Raw genomic sequence first — 19,298 nt, forward strand, 5'->3', positions numbered from 1 at the left:
ATTCGCCTCCTTGTTGATTTGCACTCCTGATTATAAACACTGGCTCCTTAAGGTTTTACCGTACTAATTTACTCCTTTTTTTGAATGAGGCAATGATCGTGATTAGCAACATTGGAATTAGAAAGGCTATAGCCCCCCACAGAGGATAGATCGTGAAAATCATATTTTCCCACTCCGCTGCTCCATCAAACGACACAAGTCCAAGCAGAAATCCGATCAGTCCCAAAGGCATGATGAATGTGCGATAGTCTTTAAATTTGAATAATTGGGTTAAATACAGGCTCAACACATAAAGAATAATCGTTGTTTTCATATAAGCCCACATAATAATCGCCATGCTATAAATGGACTCGATCCTTTGAATGATTTCCTGAATATCAATACTGCGTGCTAAATTGTAGATTAAATAGGGCCTAACACCTGCAAACGTACCGAAAACCATGATGCCGCACAGAGTTGGTATCACAAGGATTACAACATTCAGAACCAGAGATAAGCTCATCGCCCGTGACACTTGTTTGAATGAACTTTTGTTTGCAAAAGGGAGCAGCATAGAAAATATAAAAATTTCAACATAAGGAAAACCGAATGTTAAATAGGCGCCATGGAAAACCGGTTTGATTCCTTTCGGCAAGATTGGCAGCAGCTCAATTGGATGATAATTCGGTATTGCTAATAAAATCACAAGCATAAGACAAAAAGTACAATAGAAGAGAATCAGCGTAAACATTCTTGCCATGACCTCAATTCCGGCTCTAGCCGTCACCGTAGCTACGGCGAAAAGCAAAAAAGTAAAAGAATACAAAGGTGTATCCTTCATCATGGAGGTAACGAGGAAGACGCCTACGTTTACGATGACAACCGACTGTAATTGGAGCATAAAGGGTAAGATCAACACGGAGCAGGCTGCGGTAAGTCCAATCCCGATTAATTGATTGCTGTATTCCACGAATGTCATGGATGGAAATTTGCGGTGTAAATAAAGAACACAAGATAAGATGAGGAAACCGATCAAAGCTGACAACAGAAGAGAGATCCATCCGGCATTGAGCGCTCGGCTGGTAAGCGGGCCGGGGATTTTGTTTATGGCAGAGCCGGTCATAAAAGTGAAGAAGAGAATGCCTAATTGGAGGTGACTTATAGTTTGTTTTTCGATGATAGCCACATCCAATCCCTTAGAATTAAGAACTAACATCACATACATAAAGCAGTATTTTTTATTCTCACCAATTATATTTGAATTAAATCACCGGCTTTTGGATGAAACAACCATGTTAAAACCATTGCCGCATCAGGCTTTACACAAAAAAATCGGGCGCCCCTTTCGGGACGCCCTTTTCATGGGAGAGGAGAAACCGGACGAAGAGCTTATGGGGAAACGTAAGTCTTCTCCGCGGTTGTCTACGGCATCTCGCGACGCCGATGACATTATCTTGTCCGCGTGGAGGGAAAATATACATAAGCGAAAAAAATAATTATTTTCGGACGTACAGGATGCTTGGTTATGCTTTCTTCGGTGCGGGTTTCTATGGTACGATAGGCGAGAAATGTGTGAGAAAGGGGGCAATTTGCAATGAGAGTCATTGCGGGCGAGGCTAAAGGCCGAACGCTTAAGGCTGTTCCCGGCACGAATACGAGGCCGACAACGGATAAGGTTAAGGAAGCGATATTTAGCATGATCGGGCCTTTTTTCGATGGGGGGATGGCGCTGGATCTATTCGCGGGAACAGGCGGGCTCGGCATCGAGGCTTGGAGCCGCGGCGCGGAGAGAACGGTTTTTGTTGACCGGGAGAAAGCCAGCATCGATATTATCCGTCAAAATGCCGAAGCGGCGAGAATGGGGAGCGCTGCGGAAATATACCGGAACGATGCGGAGCGTGCATTGAAAGCGCTAGCGAAGCGGGGACAGCGGTTCCGGCTTGTTTTTCTTGATCCCCCCTATAAGATGGTTACGATGGACTCACTGATGGAGCAGCTCGCGGAGCTGGGCTTGCTCGAGACAGAGGCCATTATTGTGGTGGAGCACGACGCCGGGCATTCTTACCCCGAGCGGCAGGGCCGCTTCAACCAGTTCAAGCATGCCAAATACGGCGATACCGCCGTATCCATATACAAATACGACAGCGATGACAGCCATGACGGGAGTGCAGCAAATGTCAACGAGTAAACAAGAGCGGGTTGCGGTATATCCGGGCACCTTTGATCCGGTTACATACGGCCATTTGGATATTATCCGCAGATCCGCCAAGCAATTCGACAGGCTGATCGTAGCCGTGCTTAACAATACGAGCAAAAATCCTCTATACACGGTAGAGGAGCGCAAGGAGCTGCTTACAGAGGTTACGCAGGATATCCCGAACGTGGAAATTGACAGCTTCAGGGATTTGCTTGTGCGCTTCATGAAATCGAAGCAAGCGAACGTCATCATTAGAGGGATCCGATCGGTCACCGATTTTGAATACGAGCTGCAGCTCGCTTCAACCAATCATTTGCTTGATAACGAAATCGATACGATGTTCATGATGACGAATCCGAAATATTCCTATTTAAGCTCCAGCATCGTCAAAGAGATTGCCCAGTTTGAAGGCGAGGTGCGCGAGCTCGTGCCTCCTGTCGTGGAAAAGAGGCTGCGGGAGAAGTATAAGGCTAAAGCGGCGGGACGTGACTAGGCGGAGCGCCCGCTTCTGCGGAAAAGCACGAGCAGCAGCGTCAGCGCCAGTCCGAGTAAAGTAACCGCCGCGCAGGCGGCAACGGAATAAGGCCAAAGGGCGGGCAGGTCGTTCGCCTTCACGATCCAGGCGGAAGCCGCCCCCTGGTTCACGGCATCGAATGCTGCGGCAGAAGGCACTGCTTCCGGCGGGAGGATACGCCGCAGGACGGCCGTGACGGGCTTCCACAGCAAGACAAGGAACACAAAGGCATGAAGAGCGTGTGCGGAGCGGAGCAGAAGAAATGGCAGCAGCTTGAGATCGGTCCCGGCAATGAAGTAACCCGCCTGCAAAATGCCGCTAAGCCCGCTCCAGGCCAGTACGGCGGCGATGACGGCGGCGGTCGTCACCGCTCCCCCTCCCGTCCCGTTCCATGCGGCTGCGGAATAAGCGCCTAAATGGCCTTCAAGGAACGCTTGCAGCAGAAATCCGAAGGCGCTGCTGTCCGGCACCGGACGAAGCAGCGGCTCCGCAAGCTTGGCCAGTACGGCGGCGAAAATCATGAATCCGCCGATCGTCATCAGCTTCTGCACAGCGGAGGTCACCGAATCGCCGAGCGCCTTGCCGAAGCTGCGGCCGTCCTGCTCCCTTCCGTAGCTGAGCGCCTGCGCGGCTTTTGCCAGCATGCCGGAGGGCTGTCCGTATTCTTGCTCGTATTCAGGCGGCAGCTTCGGCCGGTCTTCTTGCTTGCTGAACAGCGTCAGCAGAAACATAAGCCACAGGGCGGACAGCCATACGGCTCCCGCAATCATCGCCGCCATCACGGGCTTGTGCAGGAAGCCTGCGCCGATTACGACCAGCATGAACAACGGATTGGGCATGTGGGCAAGGGCCAGCAGACGCTGGCCCTGTTGTTTTGTTACCAGCTTTCGTTTTCGCAGCGAAGCGGCTGCTTCGGCTCCTGCCGGATATCCGCCGAGCCAGCCTAGGACAATGGCGAGAGCGGCTTCGCCGGGAAGCTTGAACAGCCTGCTCATTAGCGGCTGAAAAAGAGATGCAAAAGCATGCGCCAGCCCGAAAGCGGCGATAAGCTCGAATAGAACAAGAAACGGCAGAAGTCCGGGAAACACGATGTTCCACCAAACGGTAAGTCCTTGCAGCGACGCTTGAAAAGCGGCATCGGGCTGCACAATGATCGCCGTGACGAGCAGGATCGATAAGATCGCTAAAATGACCGTTTTGGGCAATGCCGCTCAACTCCTTTATTTCGAATGCGCCCGGCTCTTCAGCAAGCCGGCAGCAGACATTAACGGATGGACAACCGTATACGTTAAATAGTACGCGTCGCGGACAGACGTTAGACCACTCATCGCGAATGGGAAAGCGGGGCCGTGCTGCCGGCCGCCTGGATTCGAACGGTGAAAATGAGGAGGTGCACACATGCCGACGAAAAGATCCGAAATACGCCGCATTGCCTTTATCGTCCTGATGACAGCAGCCGTCATGTGGGTGCTGTTGTACGCGCCGACTCCCTACGTGGTATACGAGCCTGGAATCGCGGTTTCCGTAAAACCGATGATAACGGCCGAGCAGGGCGATGCTCCGGGAAAAGGGGATTTTCTGCTGACAGCGGTGAAATTGACGGAGCCGAACTTTTTGCAGACGTTTGAGGCGATGTGGAACTCCGATAAGGATGTGTATTTGAAACGGGATGTGCTTAGGGGATATTCCCGGCAGCAATACGTTGAACGCTCGAGTGTCATTATGAAGGGCTCGCAAAACAATGCAGTCGAAGCGGCATACGGCGATGCGGATATCGACTATGCCAGCGTGACGGAGGCGATCATCGTATCGGATGTTCAGCATCAAAAGCTGAATACGGCAGCGGCTTTCCATGCCGGCGACCGGCTGGTCGGCTTGAAGGGCGGAGAGCACTTTGAAAGCATGGCGGATATTTTGGAGGCGCTAAAGAGGATAGACGGGGGGAAGGATACGACTGTAGAAATCGAACGCGGCGGCCGACGGCTGCTGGTGCCGATTTTTGCTGGAGCGTTTCATTCGTCTCTGACTGCGGAGCAAATGCTGGAGGCGCTTGGCGTCATTGGGCTGACCGAGCTTCGGAGCGTCGAGCCGGCGGACAGCCGCTACAAGCTGGACATAGCTGCAGGGGAGATCGGAGGCCCGTCTGCCGGACTTGTATTCGCGCTGCAGGCGATCGACCTGCTGACGGAAGGAGATATGTCGGGCGGACACCGCATCGCTGCCACCGGAACGATTACGGCTGACGGGGAAGTCGGCCCGATTGGCGGGATCAGACAGAAGATCGTCGTCACAAGCCGGGCAGGCGCCGAGCTGTTTCTGGCGCCTGCGGACAATTATGAGGAAGCAAGCGCCAAGGCCAGGGAGCTGGGCACCGCAATGAAGGTGGTCAGCGTGGCCACGCTGCAAGAGGCAAAGGAGCAAATTGAGGTTTTCATTCGAGACAATCGAGCGTGACCGGCTTATCCGTATAATCGCGGAACAGGCTCCCGGCAGCGGTTTTCGCCGGTACACCCAGCATATACACGCCGCTCGCCTTTACATCCAGCTCCAAATAACGGTACATGGCAGGAGGCCTGGCCGCGCTCAGCAGTACCGGCAGCTTTGCGCTGCGGCGCATCCGTCGCAGCAGCTCCTTGCCTTTCTCGCTAAACCCGAGCACCCGGATATATTCCGCTCCGGCAGACAGCTTGTCCGCGGTAAAATCCGCTTTGGCATGTCCGAGCAGAATCGCGAGCAAAGCTCTTTGCAGCTTCGTACGCGTATACCGCTTCGTTTTGAGTTCGGCCAGCAGCTCCTCAAACGATATGTCCGAAAGCTTTGGCAGCGACCGCAGGATTCTGTGCTCGAGCCCTTCGGAAATTTCGCGGAGCGCCGCGAGCTCGCCGGGCGTCCTCGTAATGACGGCATGCAGCAGCGAGCTCATGAACGGCTCCCAGCTGACAGGGCAATAGCCTGCCTGCCATTGTTCCTCCAGCACCTGATAGGTTGAAGCCGGCACGTAGGGGCGGGCGCCTTCGAGCGACCGCTGCTCAAGCAGCAGCTTCCGGATGGAGGTCGCACTGGCGATTTTGCTGTCCGTTGCCGTTTCTTGATTGTATTGGGCTTTCTCGCGGGCGATCGTAAAGGGCTGCATGGCGCCCCCGATTCTGCGCAGGGCCAAAAGGTAATGCAGGCCGAGCGTATGGTTCGGCATTGCAAACGGAAACTCGGCGGCCGTTCGATTCCCTTGAACGGCCAAATAGTCGGCTACGGCGCCGCTGTAGGCGCTCGGGTAGCTGATGCCGGTCTGAAGCCGCTGCATCAGCATCGTTTTGAAGGCAGGCGTTTCCCGGGCTACCGCTTCGGCGGCCGCAAGCAATGGCTCCAGCTCGCCGCTTTCCGTGCCGAAGCAGAAGCAGTCCACGACGCCGGTTGCCTCAAGAAGGGAAACGGCGCCGAAAGCAAACCATTCGGCGGCTTGGGTGGCGTATGCGACAGGTAGCTCGATGACGAGGTCGCAGCCGCCGGCAAGCGCCATCCGGGTTCTTGACCATTTGTCGAGCAGGGCGGGCTCGCCGCGCTGCAGGAAGTGGCCGCTCATGACGGCTACGACCGCATCCGACTCCGTTATTTTCAGCGATTGTTGCAAATGATATAAATGACCGTTGTGAAACGGGTTATATTCGACAATTAGCCCAACCGTGCGCATCCGCAGACGTCCTCTCTTTACTGGCTTTTTGGTTATTTTTACTATAGCACAGTGCGGCAGCGGAAACATCGTGCCAGGAAGCGGATTAGCAAAAGCCGTGTGAAAATGTTGACAAAACGGTAGGCTGATAGATATAATAATCTTTGTTTGTTTGGGGTGATCTGATGCTGATTCATATGCAGGAAACGATGTCCAAGGGTCTTAGAACGACCGTAAGCGAACAGCTTGACGTCAGCGGCCTTTTTAAAGGACGCCAGGACGTTTACCGTACGGGACCGCTTCACGTATCGATTCAGGTAACCGGACATGAAGGCTTCATAGAGGCCGATGGCGAGCTGGCTATCGATCTCGAGCAATCATGCTCGCGCTGCCTTGAGCCGGTGCGCAATCACGTTGTTATCCCGTTTTCCGAGGTGTTCAAGCCGGCCGGCTCCGATGTTGCCAGCGATGAATATACGGAAGATGAGATCAGTGACTTTGTCGAGGTCGAAGGGGAAAAGCTGGACCTTAAGCCTTTTGTGGAAGAAGCTCTTGAGCTGTCCATTCCTTATGCTCCGCTTTGCGACGATCAATGCAAGGGGCTCTGTCCGTCCTGCGGACAGAACTTAAATGAGCACAAATGCAGCTGCGATACGCGGAAGATCGACGTACGATTCGCAGCGCTGAAGGATCTATTTAAGGAATAGTGTTTTGCTTGATTGATTTTTTGAAGGAGGTGTTAAACATGGCAGTACCTCAACGTAGAACATCCAAGACTCGCCGCGACAAACGTCGTACGCATTTCAAGCTTGCGATTCCGGGCATGGTAAAATGCGAGCAGTGCGGAGAGCTGAAATTGGCTCACCACGTATGCAAAGTTTGCGGATATTACAAAACAAAAGAGATCATCTCCCAATAGTGGAATGGTTTCAATGATAGCACTTCATCATGCGATGAGGTGCTATTTTTATGCGGCGGGCGCAGAATCACATCCGATTGACGGATTGCGCTCGGGATCATTTTTTTATATACTTTGTTAGTACCAGGTGATAATATCAAGTGATATACATATACTAACCGCATAATTGGTTCAAGATAACGATGTAGGTGAATGGCTGTGAATAGCTACATTACTTATGGAAGGCGGTGCCGGTCATCGAACGAATGCCCAAACGGCAGCGGCATCAGCAGCTTGTCCGTTTAATCGAAGAAAATCCGTTTATAACGGACCGGGAGCTCACACGCTTGCTAAAGGTCAGCATCCAGACGATCCGTCTAGACCGTATGGAGCTTGGCATCCCGGAGCTTAGAGAGCGGCTGAAGCTGATGGCCGAGCGTTCCTACGATTCCGTAAGGTCGCTGCCCTTGCATGAGGTGATCGGCGATATCGTGGATTTGGAATTGGACAAAAGCGGGATCTCGGTTTTTGAAATACGTGAGGAGCATGTATTCTCAAGAACGGGCATTGCGCGGGGGCATCATGTATTCGCTCAAGCGAATTCGCTTGCGGTTGCGGTTATAAACGATGAAATCGCGCTTACGGTAACGGCGGACATCCGCTTCATCCGGCCGGTGAAGCTTGGGGAGAAGTGCATTGCCAAGGCGTATGTGCGCTCCATTTCCGGTGAACGGAACAAGGCGAAGGTCGAGCTGTTTACTTATGTAGGCGATGAAACGGTATTTCAGGGGAATTTTGTGATTTATAGGTCCGCGGGAGAACAAGGCAATGAAGGGGGAGACGAACGTGCGGATCGCTATTGATGCAATGGGAGGAGATCATGCCCCGGCATTGATCGTGCAGGGCGCTCTGGAAGCGGCGGTTGAGTGGCCGGATACGGAGCTGCTGCTGGTCGGAGACACGGCCGCAATTGAACCGCTAATGAAAGGGCAAAGGCCTTCAAATGTGAAGATTTGCCATGCAGACGAAGTCATCGGTCCCGAAGACGAGCCGGTGAAGGCGGTGCGCAGGAAGAAAGGGGCATCCATGGTCGTTGCCGGGCAGCTCGTCCGCGAGAAACAGGCGGATGCGATGCTGTCGGCGGGTAATACGGGGGCGCTGATGGCGACGGGATTGCTCGTTGTCGGTCGAATGGAAGGGATTGAAAGGCCGGCGCTGGCGCCGATGATGCCGACAGTGGACGATATCGGTGTGCTTGCTCTGGATTTGGGTGCGAATATGGACGCAAAGCCTGAGCATTTGTTGCAGTATGCTATTATGGGTAGCATTTACCGTTCGAAGGTGCATGGCATGGAGAAGCCTCGCGTTGGTCTGCTGAATGTCGGGACGGAGGCTAAAAAGGGCAATGAAATCACGAAGGAGGCCTTTGAGCTGCTGCAGCAGGCTCCCGTCCATTTCATAGGCAACGTCGAAGCGAGGGATGTGCTGACACGCAATTGCGACGTGCTGGTATGCGACGGTTTTGCGGGCAACATAATGCTGAAGGCGATGGAAGGGGCGGCCGGGTTAATTTTCACTTCGCTCAAGGATGCGTTCGGACAATCGCTCATGACGAAGCTGGCTGCTGCGATTATGCTTCCCAAGCTCCGGACATTGAAGAAAAAGATGGACTACAAGGAGCATGGCGGAGCGCCGCTGCTCGGCTTAAACGGGCTTGTGGTGAAATGCCACGGCTCATCCGACGTCGTTGCCGTGAAAAACGCGGTGAGGCAAGCCCGCATCGCCATTCAAGGCAAGCTGACCGAATCGATCGCTGCTGAAATCAACGGGAAGCGAGTGTGAATAATGAGTTTACATCCAGTAGGCATCATCGGAACGGGCAAATACGTTCCTGAACGAATATTAACCAATCAAGAGCTGGAGCAAATGGTCGAAACGAACAACGAATGGATCGTGACCCGGACGGGCATCAGGGAGCGGCGCATGGCGGCCGCAGAAGAGGCGACCTCGGATTTGGCGCTTCATGCTTCGCGCCAGGCGATTCAAGCGGCAGGCCTGACTGCGGAGGATATCGATCTGATCATTGTGGCGACAATAACGCCCGATATGTTCTTCCCTTCGACTGCCTGTCTGCTGCAGGATAAGCTTGGCGCCACAAAGGCTGCCGCATTCGACCTGTCGGCGGCCTGCTCGGGCTTCATATACGGGCTGGCGACGGCATCGAGCATGATTGCTTCCGGCTTGTACAAGCATATTCTCGTCGTCGGAGCCGAAACGCTGTCCCGCATCACCGACTACACGGACCGTAATACCTGCATCCTGTTCGGAGACGGAGCAGGTGCAGTTGTGCTCGGGCAGGTTGAGGAAGGACGCGGCTTCCGCTCCTTTGAGCTTGGTGCGGACGGAAGCGGCGGCGAGCTGCTCAAGGTTCACGGTGGCGGCTCCAGGGTTCCCGCTTCGGCGGAAAGCATTGAAGGCAAGCAGCACTACATTCATATGGCCGGCAACGACGTCTTCAAATTCGCCGTCCGCATTATGGGCAGCGCCGCCGAGGACGCCCTGCTGAAGGCCGGCTTGGCAAAGGGCGATGTCGACCTGCTTGTCCCGCACCAGGCGAATATCCGGATCATCCAATCCGCGCTTAACCGCCTGAATCTGTCGGAAGACAAAGCGATGATCAATCTTGATAAATACGGCAATATGTCGGCAGCCTCGATTCCGGTTGCGCTGGCGGAAGCGGCCGAAGAAGGGCGTCTGAAGGAAGGCGATTGCCTTGTGCTGGTAGGCTTCGGCGGCGGCCTGACTTGGGGCGCATCGGTACTCATTTGGTAATCTTATTACGAATGCTCTTATTTAGGGGGAAGCTCGCTTGAGTAAAACGGCTTTTGTATTTCCGGGGCAAGGCGCCCAGGTAGTTGGCATGGGCAAGGACGCATACGAGGCTTTCGACCGTTCCCGCTCGATTTTTGAGCAGGCGGATCAGGCACTTGGATTTTCGCTGAGCGGGATTATTTTTGAAGGGCCGGAGGAGTTGCTGAAGCAGACGGCGAACACGCAGCCGGCTTTGCTGACGGTAAGCGTGGCGCTGCTTGAAGCGCTGGAAGGCAAAGGGCTGAAGCCTGACTATGTCGCAGGCCACAGCCTCGGTGAGTACAGCGCGCTCGTCGCGGCGGGCGTGTTATCTTTCGAGGATGCCGTGCGAACCGTCCGCGCGCGGGGCGAGTTTATGGAGCAGGCGGTGCCGAGCGGCCAAGGCGCTATGGCGGCCGTACTCGGCGCGGAGCGAGAGGCGCTGGCGTCGCTATGCTCCGCGATTACGGCGGAAGGCTCGTCCGTTGAGCTCGCCAACGTAAACTGCCCGGGACAAATCGTCGTGTCCGGTACGGCGGCCGGGGTACAGGCGGTCGTCTTGCGCGGCAAGGAGGAGGCGGGCGCGAAGCGTGTCATTCCGCTGGAGGTCAGCGGACCGTTCCACTCCTCGCTGATGAAGCCGGCTGCGGAGAAGCTGGGCGGAGTCCTTTCGGAGCTGGCTTTGCGGGACGCTTCCGTTCCCGTTGTCGCGAACGTGACGGCGGCAGAGGTAACGGCAGCGGACGAGATCAGGGACCTGCTCGCCCGTCAGGTGTATTCGCCTGTCCTTTGGGAAGACAGCGTCCGTTATATGATCGGACAAGGCGTCGACACGTTCGTGGAAATCGGATCGGGCACGGTGCTGGCCGGCTTGATCAAGAAGATCGACAAAAACGTGCGAGTCGTTTCGGTCAACGATATCGCCTCGCTTGAAGCGATTTAACAGAACTGTAATTATCGAAACGGAGGGAATTGCATGTTTGCGAGCTTGGAGGGCAAGAAGGCGCTTGTGACCGGTGCGTCGAGGGGGATCGGCAGAGCGATCGCAATCGCGCTAGCGGAAGCCGGCGCTGACGTCGCCATTAATTATTCCGGCAGCGAAGCGGCGGCCGCTGAAACGGCTGCCGCCGTGGAAGCGTGCGGAAGGCGCGCCGTCGTCGTGAAAGCCAATGTCGGTAAGGCCGATGAGTTCGATGCAATGGTGAAGGAAGTGCTTGAGCAATTTGGGGCGCTTGACATTTTGGTGAATAACGCCGGCATTACAAGAGATAATTTAATTATGCGGATGAAAGAAGAAGAGTTCGACCAGGTTATCGAAACGAACCTTAAGGGCGTATTCAACGGCATCAAAGCGGTTACCCGCACGATGATGAAGCAGCGCTCCGGCCGGATTATCAATATTTCTTCTGTCGTCGGCGTGCTTGGAAATCCCGGTCAGGCGAACTACGTCGCGGCGAAGGCGGGCGTAATCGGCCTTACGAAAGCCAGCGCAAGGGAGCTTGCCTCCAGGGGCATTACAGTGAACTGCGTAGCTCCGGGCTTTATTCAGACGGAGATGACGGACAAGCTTCCGGAAGAGACGCGCCAGTCGCTGTCCGGACAAATTCCGCTTGCCCGTCTGGGTGATGCCGCCGATATCGCAAATGCGGTACGGTTTCTTGCTTCCGACGCCTCGTCTTATATGACCGGCCAGACCATTCATGTAGACGGCGGCATGTACATGTAACCGCAGACGGTTTCCGCGTTTCGGAATTAAAACGGTTGCGTATGGCATTTTGTCTTTAATTCTCGTATAATACCATGGAGGAGGTGAACCGGATGTCCGAAGTAGTAGAACGCGTAAAACGTATCGTCATCGACCGGCTGGGAGTTGACGAAGCGGAAGTTACTCTTGAAGCTTCCTTCAAAGATGACCTCGGCGCAGACTCTCTTGATGTCGTTGAATTGGTCATGGAGTTGGAAGACGAGTTCGATATGGAAATTTCTGATGAAGATGCAGAGACAATCACCACTGTGGGAGAAGTAGTTAAATACATACAATCTCATACGTAAGAAGGACAAGTCCCGTTATTCCAAACGGGACTTCTCTCCATCAAGGAACGTTTTCATTAATAACGATTATGGAAAGCGTACAAGCTTTTTTAAATATAAGCATTTACGGGTTTGAGCGTATGAGCGGTTTATGCTGCATCGCGAGACAGGCGTAACCGCCTGCAGACTGCGGCAACCGCTTACGCTTGTCATATAATGATCAGCATTAGTGCTTTTTATAGTTGCGATGATGCGAGCATGGTCATCAACAATGCTGTGTGCAGAGGTGAATGGAATGAAGCATAGAGTTGTAGTTACCGGCATGGGGGTTATGACGTCCCTCGGCTCGGATTTGGAGCAATTTTGGAGCAATCTGTTAGCAGGCAAGTCAGGCGTTTCCATTGTGGAAGCGTTCGATTTTTCCGAATATCCGACGCGAATTGCGGCGGAAATCAAAAATTTTAATCCCGAGGACTTCGGCCTGGACAAGAAGGAAGCGCGCAGAATGGACCGTTTCGTGCAATTCGCATCGGTCGCCAGCACGCTTGCCGTCAAGGACGCGGATTTGAGAATCGGAGAGAACGCGGACGCGGAGCGCGTCGGCGTTATGATCGGCTCCGGCATCGGCGGCCTCGGCACTTGGGAGGACCAGCACAATATATTGCTGGAGAAGGGACCGAAGCGCGTGAGCCCGTTCTTCATCCCGATGATGATCGCGAACATGGCTTCCGGCCAGGTATCGATGATTACGGGAGCGAAGGGACCGAACAGCACGGCGGTAACCGCTTGTGCAACGGGTACGCATTCCATCGGGGATTCCTTCAAAATGATTCAGCGAGGGGATGCCGACGTTATGCTCGCTGGCGGCGCGGAAGCGACGATCAGGCCTACCGGCATGGCCGGCTTCTGTTCGATGCGCGCGATGTCCGTGCGCAATGACGAGCCGGAGAAAGCGAGCCGTCCTTTCGATATCGACCGTGACGGATTCGTCATGGGCGAAGGCGCCGGCGTGCTGGTGCTGGAGTCGCTGGAGCATGCGCAAGCGCGGGGCGCCAAAATCTACGCTGAAGTGATCGGATACGGCATGAGCGGCGACGCTCACCACATGACGGAGCCGGATCCGGACGGGGCAGCCCGCTGCATGACGAAAGCGATCAAGGACGCAGGCATTGACCCGTCCGATATCGATTATATCAACGCGCACGGCACATCCACTCCGGTTGGCGACCGCTCGGAAACGAAAGCGATTAAGAAAGCGCTTGGCGATCATGCCTATAAGGTGGCGGTAAGCTCGACAAAGTCGATGACCGGCCATTTGCTCGGCGCCGCCGGCGGCGTGGAAGCCGTTATTTTGGGCCTTACGCTTAAGAACGGCATTATCGCCCCGACGATCAACTTGGATAACCAGGACCCGGAATGCGATTTGGACTATGTGCCTAACAAGCCTCGCGAAGCGGACGTGAGAACGGCGCTGTCGAATTCCTTTGGTTTTGGCGGCCATAACGCGACGATCGTGATGAAAGTATATGAAGCATGATACCTTTCAAGAGCTGCAGCAAAGGCTGCAGCTTTCGTTCAAGCGGACGAAGCTGCTGAAGCAGGCTTTTACCCATACTTCCTATGTGAACGAGCATAAGCGCGGCTCCGCGCAGGATAACGAACGCTTGGAATTTTTGGGAGATGCCGTGCTCCAGCTGCTAGTCTCCGAGTATTTGTTCGCCACCTATCCTCAAAGGCCTGAAGGCGAGCTGACCCGTATGCGCGCATCGATCGTCTGTGAGCCGTCCCTTGCCCAATTTGCCGAAAGGCTGGATTTGGGCTCGCATGTGCTGCTCGGACGCGGGGAGGAGCAATTGGGCGGAAGGCAAAGGCAGGCCTTGCTTGCCGATTTGTTCGAATCGTTTATAGGCGCGATTTTTCTGGATGCCGGCATCGACCGGACGCGCAGCTTCCTGAATGAGCATATGTTCCCGTTTGTGGATGCGAACGATTTCGGCCTGCTCATGAAAGATTCGAAGTCGAAGCTTCAGGAGCGCTCCCAGCATCACGGACTCGGACCGGTGGAATACCGGATCATCGAGGAGCGGGGTCCCGCGCATGACAGGGAGTTCGTCGTTGCCGTTTATTTGGGAGAAGAACGGTACGGCGACGGAAGCGGCAGAACGAAGAAGGAGGCGGAGCAGCGGGCGGCGGCGGAAGCCTGGCGCAAACTGTCGCAGGAGTAAACGCGTAAGCTGATGAGAGCATTCCTTAAGGTCTGTGCGGACCTGGGAACGCTCTTTTTTTAGTGGAATTTTAAAGACCGGACAAAGGTGCGAGATCAGCGAAGCCGGCATCTTTGAATATCGTCCGAAAGTCGGCGCCGGCGCTGGAAACGGGCTGGGGATATTGTTATCAGGACTTTCAAGATGTGGTACAATGAGGGGTGAGGTGAAAACCAGGACATGTTTCTGAAACGGATTGAATTATCAGGTTTTAAGTCGTTTGCCGATCGGACGGAAATGGAATTTGTAACCGGCATTACGGCGGTCGTCGGCCCGAACGGCAGCGGCAAAAGCAACATATCGGACGGCATCCGCTGGGTGCTTGGCGAGCAGAGCGCGAAAAGCCTTCGCGGCGGCAAGATGGAGGATATCATTTTTGCCGGAAGCGACGCCCGCAAAGCGGTTAATTACAGCGAGGTTTCGCTGACGCTGGACAACGGCGACGGGGCTTTGCCGCTGGAGTACAACGAGGTTACCGTAACACGCCGCGTTCACCGCAGCGGGGAAAGCGAATATTTGATCAACAAGCAGCCTTGCAGGCTGAAGGATATTACCGAGCTGTTCATGGATACGGGGATCGGAAAGGAAGCTTATTCGATTATCGGACAAGGACGGATCGAGGAAATATTGAGCACGCGTTCGGAGGATCGGCGCGGTATTTTCGAGGAAGCCTCCGGCATCGTCAAATATAAGGCCCGCAAACGGGAAGCTCAGAAGAAGCTCGACGAGACCGAGCAGAATTTGCTCAGGATTCACGATCTGGTAACCGAGCTGGAGGATCAGGTCGAGCCGCTGCGCAAGCAGTCGGAGAAAGCGATCCACTTCAAATCGCTCAAGGAGCAGCTGAAGACCAAAGAGATCTCGATGTATGTACATAACATTGAACAAATACACGCCTCTTGGACGGAAGCGAGCGCGAAGCTCGAGCGTTTGAAGCAGGAGCAGCTGCAGCTGTCGACCGTTGTGAGCAAGCATGATGCCCATCTGGAGAAGGATCGTCAGCAGCTCCGCGAGCTGGAAGCCGAGCTGGATCAACTGCATGAGCTCATGCTGCAAATTAGCGAGGATGCCGAGAAATGCGAGGGATACGGAGAGGTACTCAAGGAGCGAAAGCGCAACCTGGAGCAGAACAAACGCCAGCTGGAGGAATCGGTTACCGGTCTGGACGCTCGCATCGTAACTCTGACGCAGGAAGAGGCGGCGTTTCGCAGCAAAGCGGCTTCTTTGCAGTTGGAGCTGGCCGATCTGCGGGCGCGGATCGGCGAGGAGGAAGCAAGGCTGCTCGGCGTTGCGGGCGGCGCGGTCGCTGATGCGGAAGAGACGCTGAAGGGTGAGCTTCTGGAGGTGCTGAGCGCGATGGCGCAGCACCGGAACGAAATCCGTTACGCGTCGCAGCAGCAGGAAACGCTGCAGCGGCGCATGGAGCGGATCAGCGAGGACGAGTCGAAATGGCAGGAGCAGCAGGCACGTCTGGACGAAAGGCGTTCCGAGCTGTCGGCGGGGCTCGAGGCGACGCTTGCCCGCCTGGAACAGGCGAGAAACCGGATGTTATCGGAAGCGGAGCAGGTAAAGACGATCTCCCAAAACCTGGAGGATGTTACTCTGGCGCTTCGCAAGTGGGAGCAGAAGCTGGACAGCCATATTTCCCGCAGGGATACGATGAAGGAAATGCAGGACGCTCTTGACGGCTTCATGCAGGGCGTTAAAGAAGTGCTGAAGGCTTCGCGGCGAGGAAGCGGCGGAATTGCCGGCGTGCACGGCGCGGTTGCGGAGCTCATGCGCGTACCGGAACGAATCGAAACGGCGGTAGAAACGGCGCTGGGCGGCGCTTTGCAGCATATCGTCATGGAGGACGAGAAATCGGCGCGGGCCGCAATCGGCTTTCTAAAGCAGAGGCAGCTCGGGAGAGCGACCTTCCTGCCTCTCGATGTCATCCGGGGCAGACAGGTGCCGGAGCACGAGAAGCGCAATATTGAAGCGATCGACGGCTTCGTCGGAGTAGCGGCGGATTTAGTCAGCACGGATAGCAAGTATCAAGCGATCGTGAACAATCTTCTGGGGAACGTGCTGCTGGCCGAAACGCTCGAACAGGCGAACCGTATTGCGTCCAGATGCCAGTACCGCTACCGCGTTGTTACGCTTGACGGTGATATTGTCAACGCCGGCGGATCGATGACGGGAGGAAGCCTGCAGAAGAAAGGCGCCAGCCTGCTTGGACGGCAGCGGCAGATCGAAGCGCTGGACCGGGAGATTGAGGCTGCACGCAGCACGACCGAGGAGCTTCGCCATAAGCTGAGCGATTTGCGCAAAGAGCACTCCATACGCTCCCATAACATCGAAGAGCTCCGGACTGCGAGCGAGCAGAGCAGGATCGAGGAGCAGCAGATTAAGGCGGAGCTGCAGCAGCTGAACAACGAAGCCAAGCATTTGGACGAGCAGAAGCAGCTGTATTCAGCCGACCGCAGCACGCATGCGTCGGAACAGAAGGATGCGCAGGCTGCAGCTGCGGCCGCTGCTCGGAAGCTGGAGCAGCTGGAGAGGGATGAGGCACGGCTCCAGGAGGCGATCCGGCTGGCGGAGGAAAGGCGCAAAGCGAGCGAGTCCGCGAAGGAAGAGCTGCAGGGCCAGCTTACCGATATCAAAATCGCTGCGGCAAAGACCGATCAGGAAAAGCAATCGTTCGAGGATCGGGCGGCGAGGGTCCGCTCCGACATTCAGCGGGCCAAGGAGGAGCTGGGAAGTCTTCGTTCACTGGCGTCGCAGCAGGAGGAAGAGCTGGAAAGGCACTCGGAGGAGACGGTCAAGCAAATCGAGCAGCTTAACCATCTTCGTCTGAAGAAGCAGCAGTGCTCCGAGCAGACGGACTTGAAGCGTGCGGCGCGCGCCCGGCGGATCGCCGAGCTGGATCAGGGCGAGAACGAGACGAAGGAGCAGCGCGCCCAGCTTCGCCTGGTCGAGGAGCAAATGCGGCAAACCGAAATTGCCGCCAACCGGCTCGACGTTGAGCTGGACAATTTGCTGAGGAAGCTGAGCGAGGAGTACGAGCTGAGTTTCGAGCTGGCAAAGGAGCAGTATCCGGTGCCTGAAGACGTTGTCGGAGCGCAAAATGAAGTGCGCGATCTGAAACGTCAGATTTCCGCACTGGGTGAAGTGAATTTGGGAGCGATTGAGGAATATGAACGCGTGAAGGAACGGTTCGATTTTTTGTCCGCGCAAAAGGACGATCTGATCGAAGCGAAGACGACGCTGTATCAAGTCATCAAGGAAATGGACGATGAAATGTCGAAAAGGTTCAAAACGACGTTCGAAGCGATCAGAGGCCATTTCGTTGTCGTTTTCGGCAAGCTCTTCGGCGGCGGGCGCGCCGATCTTATTTTGGCGGAGCCGGATAGAGTGCTCGAGACGGGGATCGACATCGTCGCGCAACCGCCGGGCAAGAAGCTGCAAAACTTGCAGCTGCTGTCGGGCGGCGAGCGCGCTTTGACCGCGATCGCCCTGCTGTTCGCTATTTTGCAGGTTAAGCCAGTCCCGTTCTGCGTGCTCGATGAGGTCGAAGCTGCGCTTGACGAGGCTAACGTCTCGCGCTTTGCCCAATATTTGAGAGAGTTTTCGGGCCTTACGCAGTTTATCGTCGTGACGCACCGTAAAGGAACGATGGAGGAAGCGGACGTCCTCTACGGCGTTACGATGGAGGAAGGCGGCGTATCGAAGCTGGTATCGGTCCGCTTGGAGGAAGACGAGCCATTTTCCGCATAAAAAACAGGTACGGCAATGAGGATGGAGGAAAGGGAACGATGAGTTTTTTTAAGAAGCTGAAGGAAAGCATCGCAACGAAGACGGAAGCGGTCACGAGCATATTTAAGGAAGGTTTAACGAAAACACGCACGGCGTTCGTTGAGAAAGTGGAGGAGCTGATTACCCGCCGCAAAAAAATCGACGAAGAATTTTACGAGGAGCTTGAGGAAATTCTGATCGGCGCCGACGTCGGCGTTAATACGGTTATGCAGCTCATTGACGAACTGCGCGCCGAGGTTAAAAAACGGAAAATCGAGGATGCCGCCGAATTGCAGCCTGTTTTATCCGAGAAGCTGATCGAGCTGATGAAGGGCGACGAGGAGTCCGGACTGCGCATGGCGTCAAGCGGCATTACGGTTTTCCTGTTCGTCGGCGTTAATGGCGTCGGTAAAACGACCACGATCGGCAAGCTTGCCCATAAATTAAAAAGCGAAGGCAAAAGCGTGCTGCTCGCGGCGGGAGATACGTTCCGTGCCGGCGCAATCGAGCAGCTGGAGGTATGGGGCCAGCGCGTCGGCGTTGACGTCATCAAGCAGCAGGCGGGCTCCGATCCGGCAGCGGTCATGTTCGATGCCGTGAAGGCGGCGAAGCAGCGCGGCGTGGATGTGCTGTTGTGCGATACGGCAGGGAGGCTGCAGAACAAAACGAATCTGATGGAGGAGCTGAACAAAATTTTCCGCGTCATCAAGCGCGAGCTGCCGGATGCTCCCCATGAGGTTCTGCTTGTGCTGGATGCGACGACCGGACAAAACGCGCTCAGCCAAGCGAAACTGTTCGGCGAGAAAAGCGGTGTGACCGGGCTCGTGCTGACGAAGCTCGACGGCACGGCTAAGGGCGGCATCGTAATCGCGATTCGCAATGAGCTCAGCCTGCCGGTCAAGCTGGTCGGGCTCGGCGAGAAGACGGGCGACCTTCAGCAGTTCGATTCCGAGCAGTTTATCCATGCTTTGTTCGCGGGGCTCATTCAGCGCGAGACCGACGAGCCGGGAAAAGTAACTGAATAAGCGGGTTCCCTGCCTTTTGCGCGGCTGGAAACGGCAAATTACAGGTGACAAGGACAAAAGCTTGACAGCGGCTCTGCTGATCGGGTATGATAAGAGACG

Annotated in this window: 18 protein-coding genes; 15 read left to right on the plus strand and 3 right to left on the minus strand. The window is 55.2% G+C overall.

The annotated features are described in order from the left end of the window. Positions 1–55: 55 nt before the first annotated feature. The gene (locus tag KP806_RS02975) at positions 56–1,165 is read right to left on the minus strand and encodes a GerAB/ArcD/ProY family transporter (RefSeq protein ID WP_224722049.1); all 1,110 of its coding nucleotides are present in this window, start codon (positions 1,163–1,165) and stop codon (positions 56–58) included. Between the two features lie 408 nt (positions 1,166–1,573). On the opposite strand from KP806_RS02975, the gene rsmD reads away from it, so the two are divergent. Continuing rightward, complete coding sequence (gene rsmD, locus KP806_RS02980; protein ID WP_224722050.1) at positions 1,574–2,167, plus strand: 16S rRNA (guanine(966)-N(2))-methyltransferase RsmD; 594 nt, start codon at positions 1,574–1,576, stop codon at positions 2,165–2,167. After that, on the plus strand, positions 2,154–2,669 hold the full coding sequence (gene coaD, locus KP806_RS02985; protein ID WP_224722051.1) for a pantetheine-phosphate adenylyltransferase: 516 nt from the start codon (positions 2,154–2,156) through the stop codon (positions 2,667–2,669). The genes rsmD and coaD overlap by 14 nt, the downstream gene beginning before the upstream one ends. Here coaD and KP806_RS02990 read toward each other — a convergent pair. Then, positions 2,666–3,895, minus strand: a complete 1,230-nt coding sequence (locus KP806_RS02990; protein WP_224722052.1) for a nucleoside recognition domain-containing protein — start codon at positions 3,893–3,895, stop codon at positions 2,666–2,668. The genes coaD and KP806_RS02990 overlap by 4 nt on opposite strands. A gap of 193 nt (positions 3,896–4,088) precedes the next feature. Here KP806_RS02990 and KP806_RS02995 point away from each other — a divergent pair, with 193 nt between their 5' ends. Continuing rightward, positions 4,089–5,144, plus strand: coding sequence for a S16 family serine protease (locus tag KP806_RS02995; RefSeq protein ID WP_224722053.1), 1,056 nt, complete (start codon positions 4,089–4,091; stop codon positions 5,142–5,144). Here the strand turns inward: KP806_RS02995 and KP806_RS03000 are convergent. After that, positions 5,122–6,378: a nucleotidyltransferase gene (locus tag KP806_RS03000; RefSeq protein ID WP_224722054.1), complete on the minus strand. Its 1,257-nt coding sequence runs from the start codon at positions 6,376–6,378 to the stop codon at positions 5,122–5,124. The genes KP806_RS02995 and KP806_RS03000 overlap by 23 nt on opposite strands. 164 nt (positions 6,379–6,542) lie before the next feature. Between KP806_RS03000 and KP806_RS03005 the strand changes: the two genes are divergently transcribed. The 12 genes from KP806_RS03005 (at position 6,543) to ftsY (ending at position 19,199) form a co-directional block, all read left to right on the plus strand. Then, entirely contained in the window at positions 6,543–7,064 is a 522-nt protein-coding gene (locus KP806_RS03005; RefSeq protein WP_224722055.1) for a YceD family protein, read from the plus strand. 38 nt (positions 7,065–7,102) lie between these two features. After that, the gene (gene rpmF / locus KP806_RS03010) at positions 7,103–7,276 is read left to right on the plus strand and encodes a 50S ribosomal protein L32 (protein WP_116043433.1); all 174 of its coding nucleotides are present in this window, start codon (positions 7,103–7,105) and stop codon (positions 7,274–7,276) included. 245 nt (positions 7,277–7,521) lie between these two features. Continuing rightward, complete coding sequence (gene fapR, locus KP806_RS03015; protein WP_224722421.1) at positions 7,522–8,118, plus strand: transcription factor FapR; 597 nt, start codon at positions 7,522–7,524, stop codon at positions 8,116–8,118. Continuing rightward, on the plus strand, positions 8,102–9,097 hold the full coding sequence (plsX, locus tag KP806_RS03020) for a phosphate acyltransferase PlsX (protein ID WP_224722422.1): 996 nt from the start codon (positions 8,102–8,104) through the stop codon (positions 9,095–9,097). The genes fapR and plsX overlap by 17 nt, the downstream gene beginning before the upstream one ends. A gap of 3 nt (positions 9,098–9,100) precedes the next feature. Continuing rightward, positions 9,101–10,087: a beta-ketoacyl-ACP synthase III gene (locus KP806_RS03025; protein ID WP_224722056.1), complete on the plus strand. Its 987-nt coding sequence runs from the start codon at positions 9,101–9,103 to the stop codon at positions 10,085–10,087. Between the two features lie 37 nt (positions 10,088–10,124). Further along, the gene (gene fabD, locus KP806_RS03030; RefSeq protein ID WP_224722057.1) at positions 10,125–11,048 is read left to right on the plus strand and encodes an ACP S-malonyltransferase; all 924 of its coding nucleotides are present in this window, start codon (positions 10,125–10,127) and stop codon (positions 11,046–11,048) included. 33 nt (positions 11,049–11,081) lie between these two features. Further along, a complete protein-coding gene (gene fabG / locus KP806_RS03035) occupies positions 11,082–11,831 on the plus strand; it encodes a 3-oxoacyl-[acyl-carrier-protein] reductase (protein WP_224722058.1) in 750 nt (249 codons plus the stop codon). A gap of 92 nt (positions 11,832–11,923) precedes the next feature. After that, a complete protein-coding gene (locus KP806_RS03040; RefSeq protein ID WP_224722059.1) occupies positions 11,924–12,157 on the plus strand; it encodes an acyl carrier protein in 234 nt (77 codons plus the stop codon). Positions 12,158–12,431: 274 nt separating this feature from the next. Continuing rightward, positions 12,432–13,673: a beta-ketoacyl-ACP synthase II gene (gene fabF, locus KP806_RS03045; protein ID WP_224722060.1), complete on the plus strand. Its 1,242-nt coding sequence runs from the start codon at positions 12,432–12,434 to the stop codon at positions 13,671–13,673. Continuing rightward, positions 13,663–14,361 carry a ribonuclease III gene (rnc, locus tag KP806_RS03050; RefSeq protein ID WP_224722061.1) on the plus strand — a complete coding sequence of 233 codons (699 nt, stop codon included), beginning with the start codon at positions 13,663–13,665 and terminating at the stop codon, positions 14,359–14,361. Before fabF ends, rnc begins: the two co-directional genes overlap by 11 nt. 219 nt (positions 14,362–14,580) lie before the next feature. After that, entirely contained in the window at positions 14,581–18,156 is a 3,576-nt protein-coding gene (smc, locus tag KP806_RS03055) for a chromosome segregation protein SMC (protein WP_224722062.1), read from the plus strand. A 38-nt stretch (positions 18,157–18,194) separates the two neighbouring features. Next, entirely contained in the window at positions 18,195–19,199 is a 1,005-nt protein-coding gene (gene ftsY / locus KP806_RS03060) for a signal recognition particle-docking protein FtsY (RefSeq protein ID WP_224722063.1), read from the plus strand. The last annotated feature ends 99 nt before the right edge of the window (positions 19,200–19,298 follow it).

The sequence above is a fragment of the Paenibacillus vietnamensis genome, from assembly GCF_020169515.1.
Lineage (GTDB): Bacteria > Bacillota > Bacilli > Paenibacillales > Paenibacillaceae > Pristimantibacillus > Pristimantibacillus vietnamensis.

Coding starts and splice junctions, on each gene's coding strand:
- rsmD (WP_224722050.1), top strand. CDS start 1,574: ATGAGAGTCATTGCGGGCGAGGCTAAAGGCCGAACGCTTAAGGCTGTT.
- coaD (WP_224722051.1), top strand. CDS start 2,154: ATGTCAACGAGTAAACAAGAGCGGGTTGCGGTATATCCGGGCACCTTT.
- KP806_RS02995 (WP_224722053.1), top strand. CDS start 4,089: ATGCCGACGAAAAGATCCGAAATACGCCGCATTGCCTTTATCGTCCTG.
- KP806_RS03000 (WP_224722054.1), bottom strand. CDS start 6,378: ATGCGCACGGTTGGGCTAATTGTCGAATATAACCCGTTTCACAACGGT.
- KP806_RS03005 (WP_224722055.1), top strand. CDS start 6,543: ATGCTGATTCATATGCAGGAAACGATGTCCAAGGGTCTTAGAACGACC.
- rpmF (WP_116043433.1), top strand. CDS start 7,103: ATGGCAGTACCTCAACGTAGAACATCCAAGACTCGCCGCGACAAACGT.
- fapR (WP_224722421.1), top strand. CDS start 7,522: ATGCCCAAACGGCAGCGGCATCAGCAGCTTGTCCGTTTAATCGAAGAA.
- KP806_RS03025 (WP_224722056.1), top strand. CDS start 9,101: ATGAGTTTACATCCAGTAGGCATCATCGGAACGGGCAAATACGTTCCT.
- fabG (WP_224722058.1), top strand. CDS start 11,082: ATGTTTGCGAGCTTGGAGGGCAAGAAGGCGCTTGTGACCGGTGCGTCG.
- KP806_RS03040 (WP_224722059.1), top strand. CDS start 11,924: ATGTCCGAAGTAGTAGAACGCGTAAAACGTATCGTCATCGACCGGCTG.
- fabF (WP_224722060.1), top strand. CDS start 12,432: ATGAAGCATAGAGTTGTAGTTACCGGCATGGGGGTTATGACGTCCCTC.
- rnc (WP_224722061.1), top strand. CDS start 13,663: ATGAAGCATGATACCTTTCAAGAGCTGCAGCAAAGGCTGCAGCTTTCG.
- smc (WP_224722062.1), top strand. CDS start 14,581: ATGTTTCTGAAACGGATTGAATTATCAGGTTTTAAGTCGTTTGCCGAT.
- ftsY (WP_224722063.1), top strand. CDS start 18,195: ATGAGTTTTTTTAAGAAGCTGAAGGAAAGCATCGCAACGAAGACGGAA.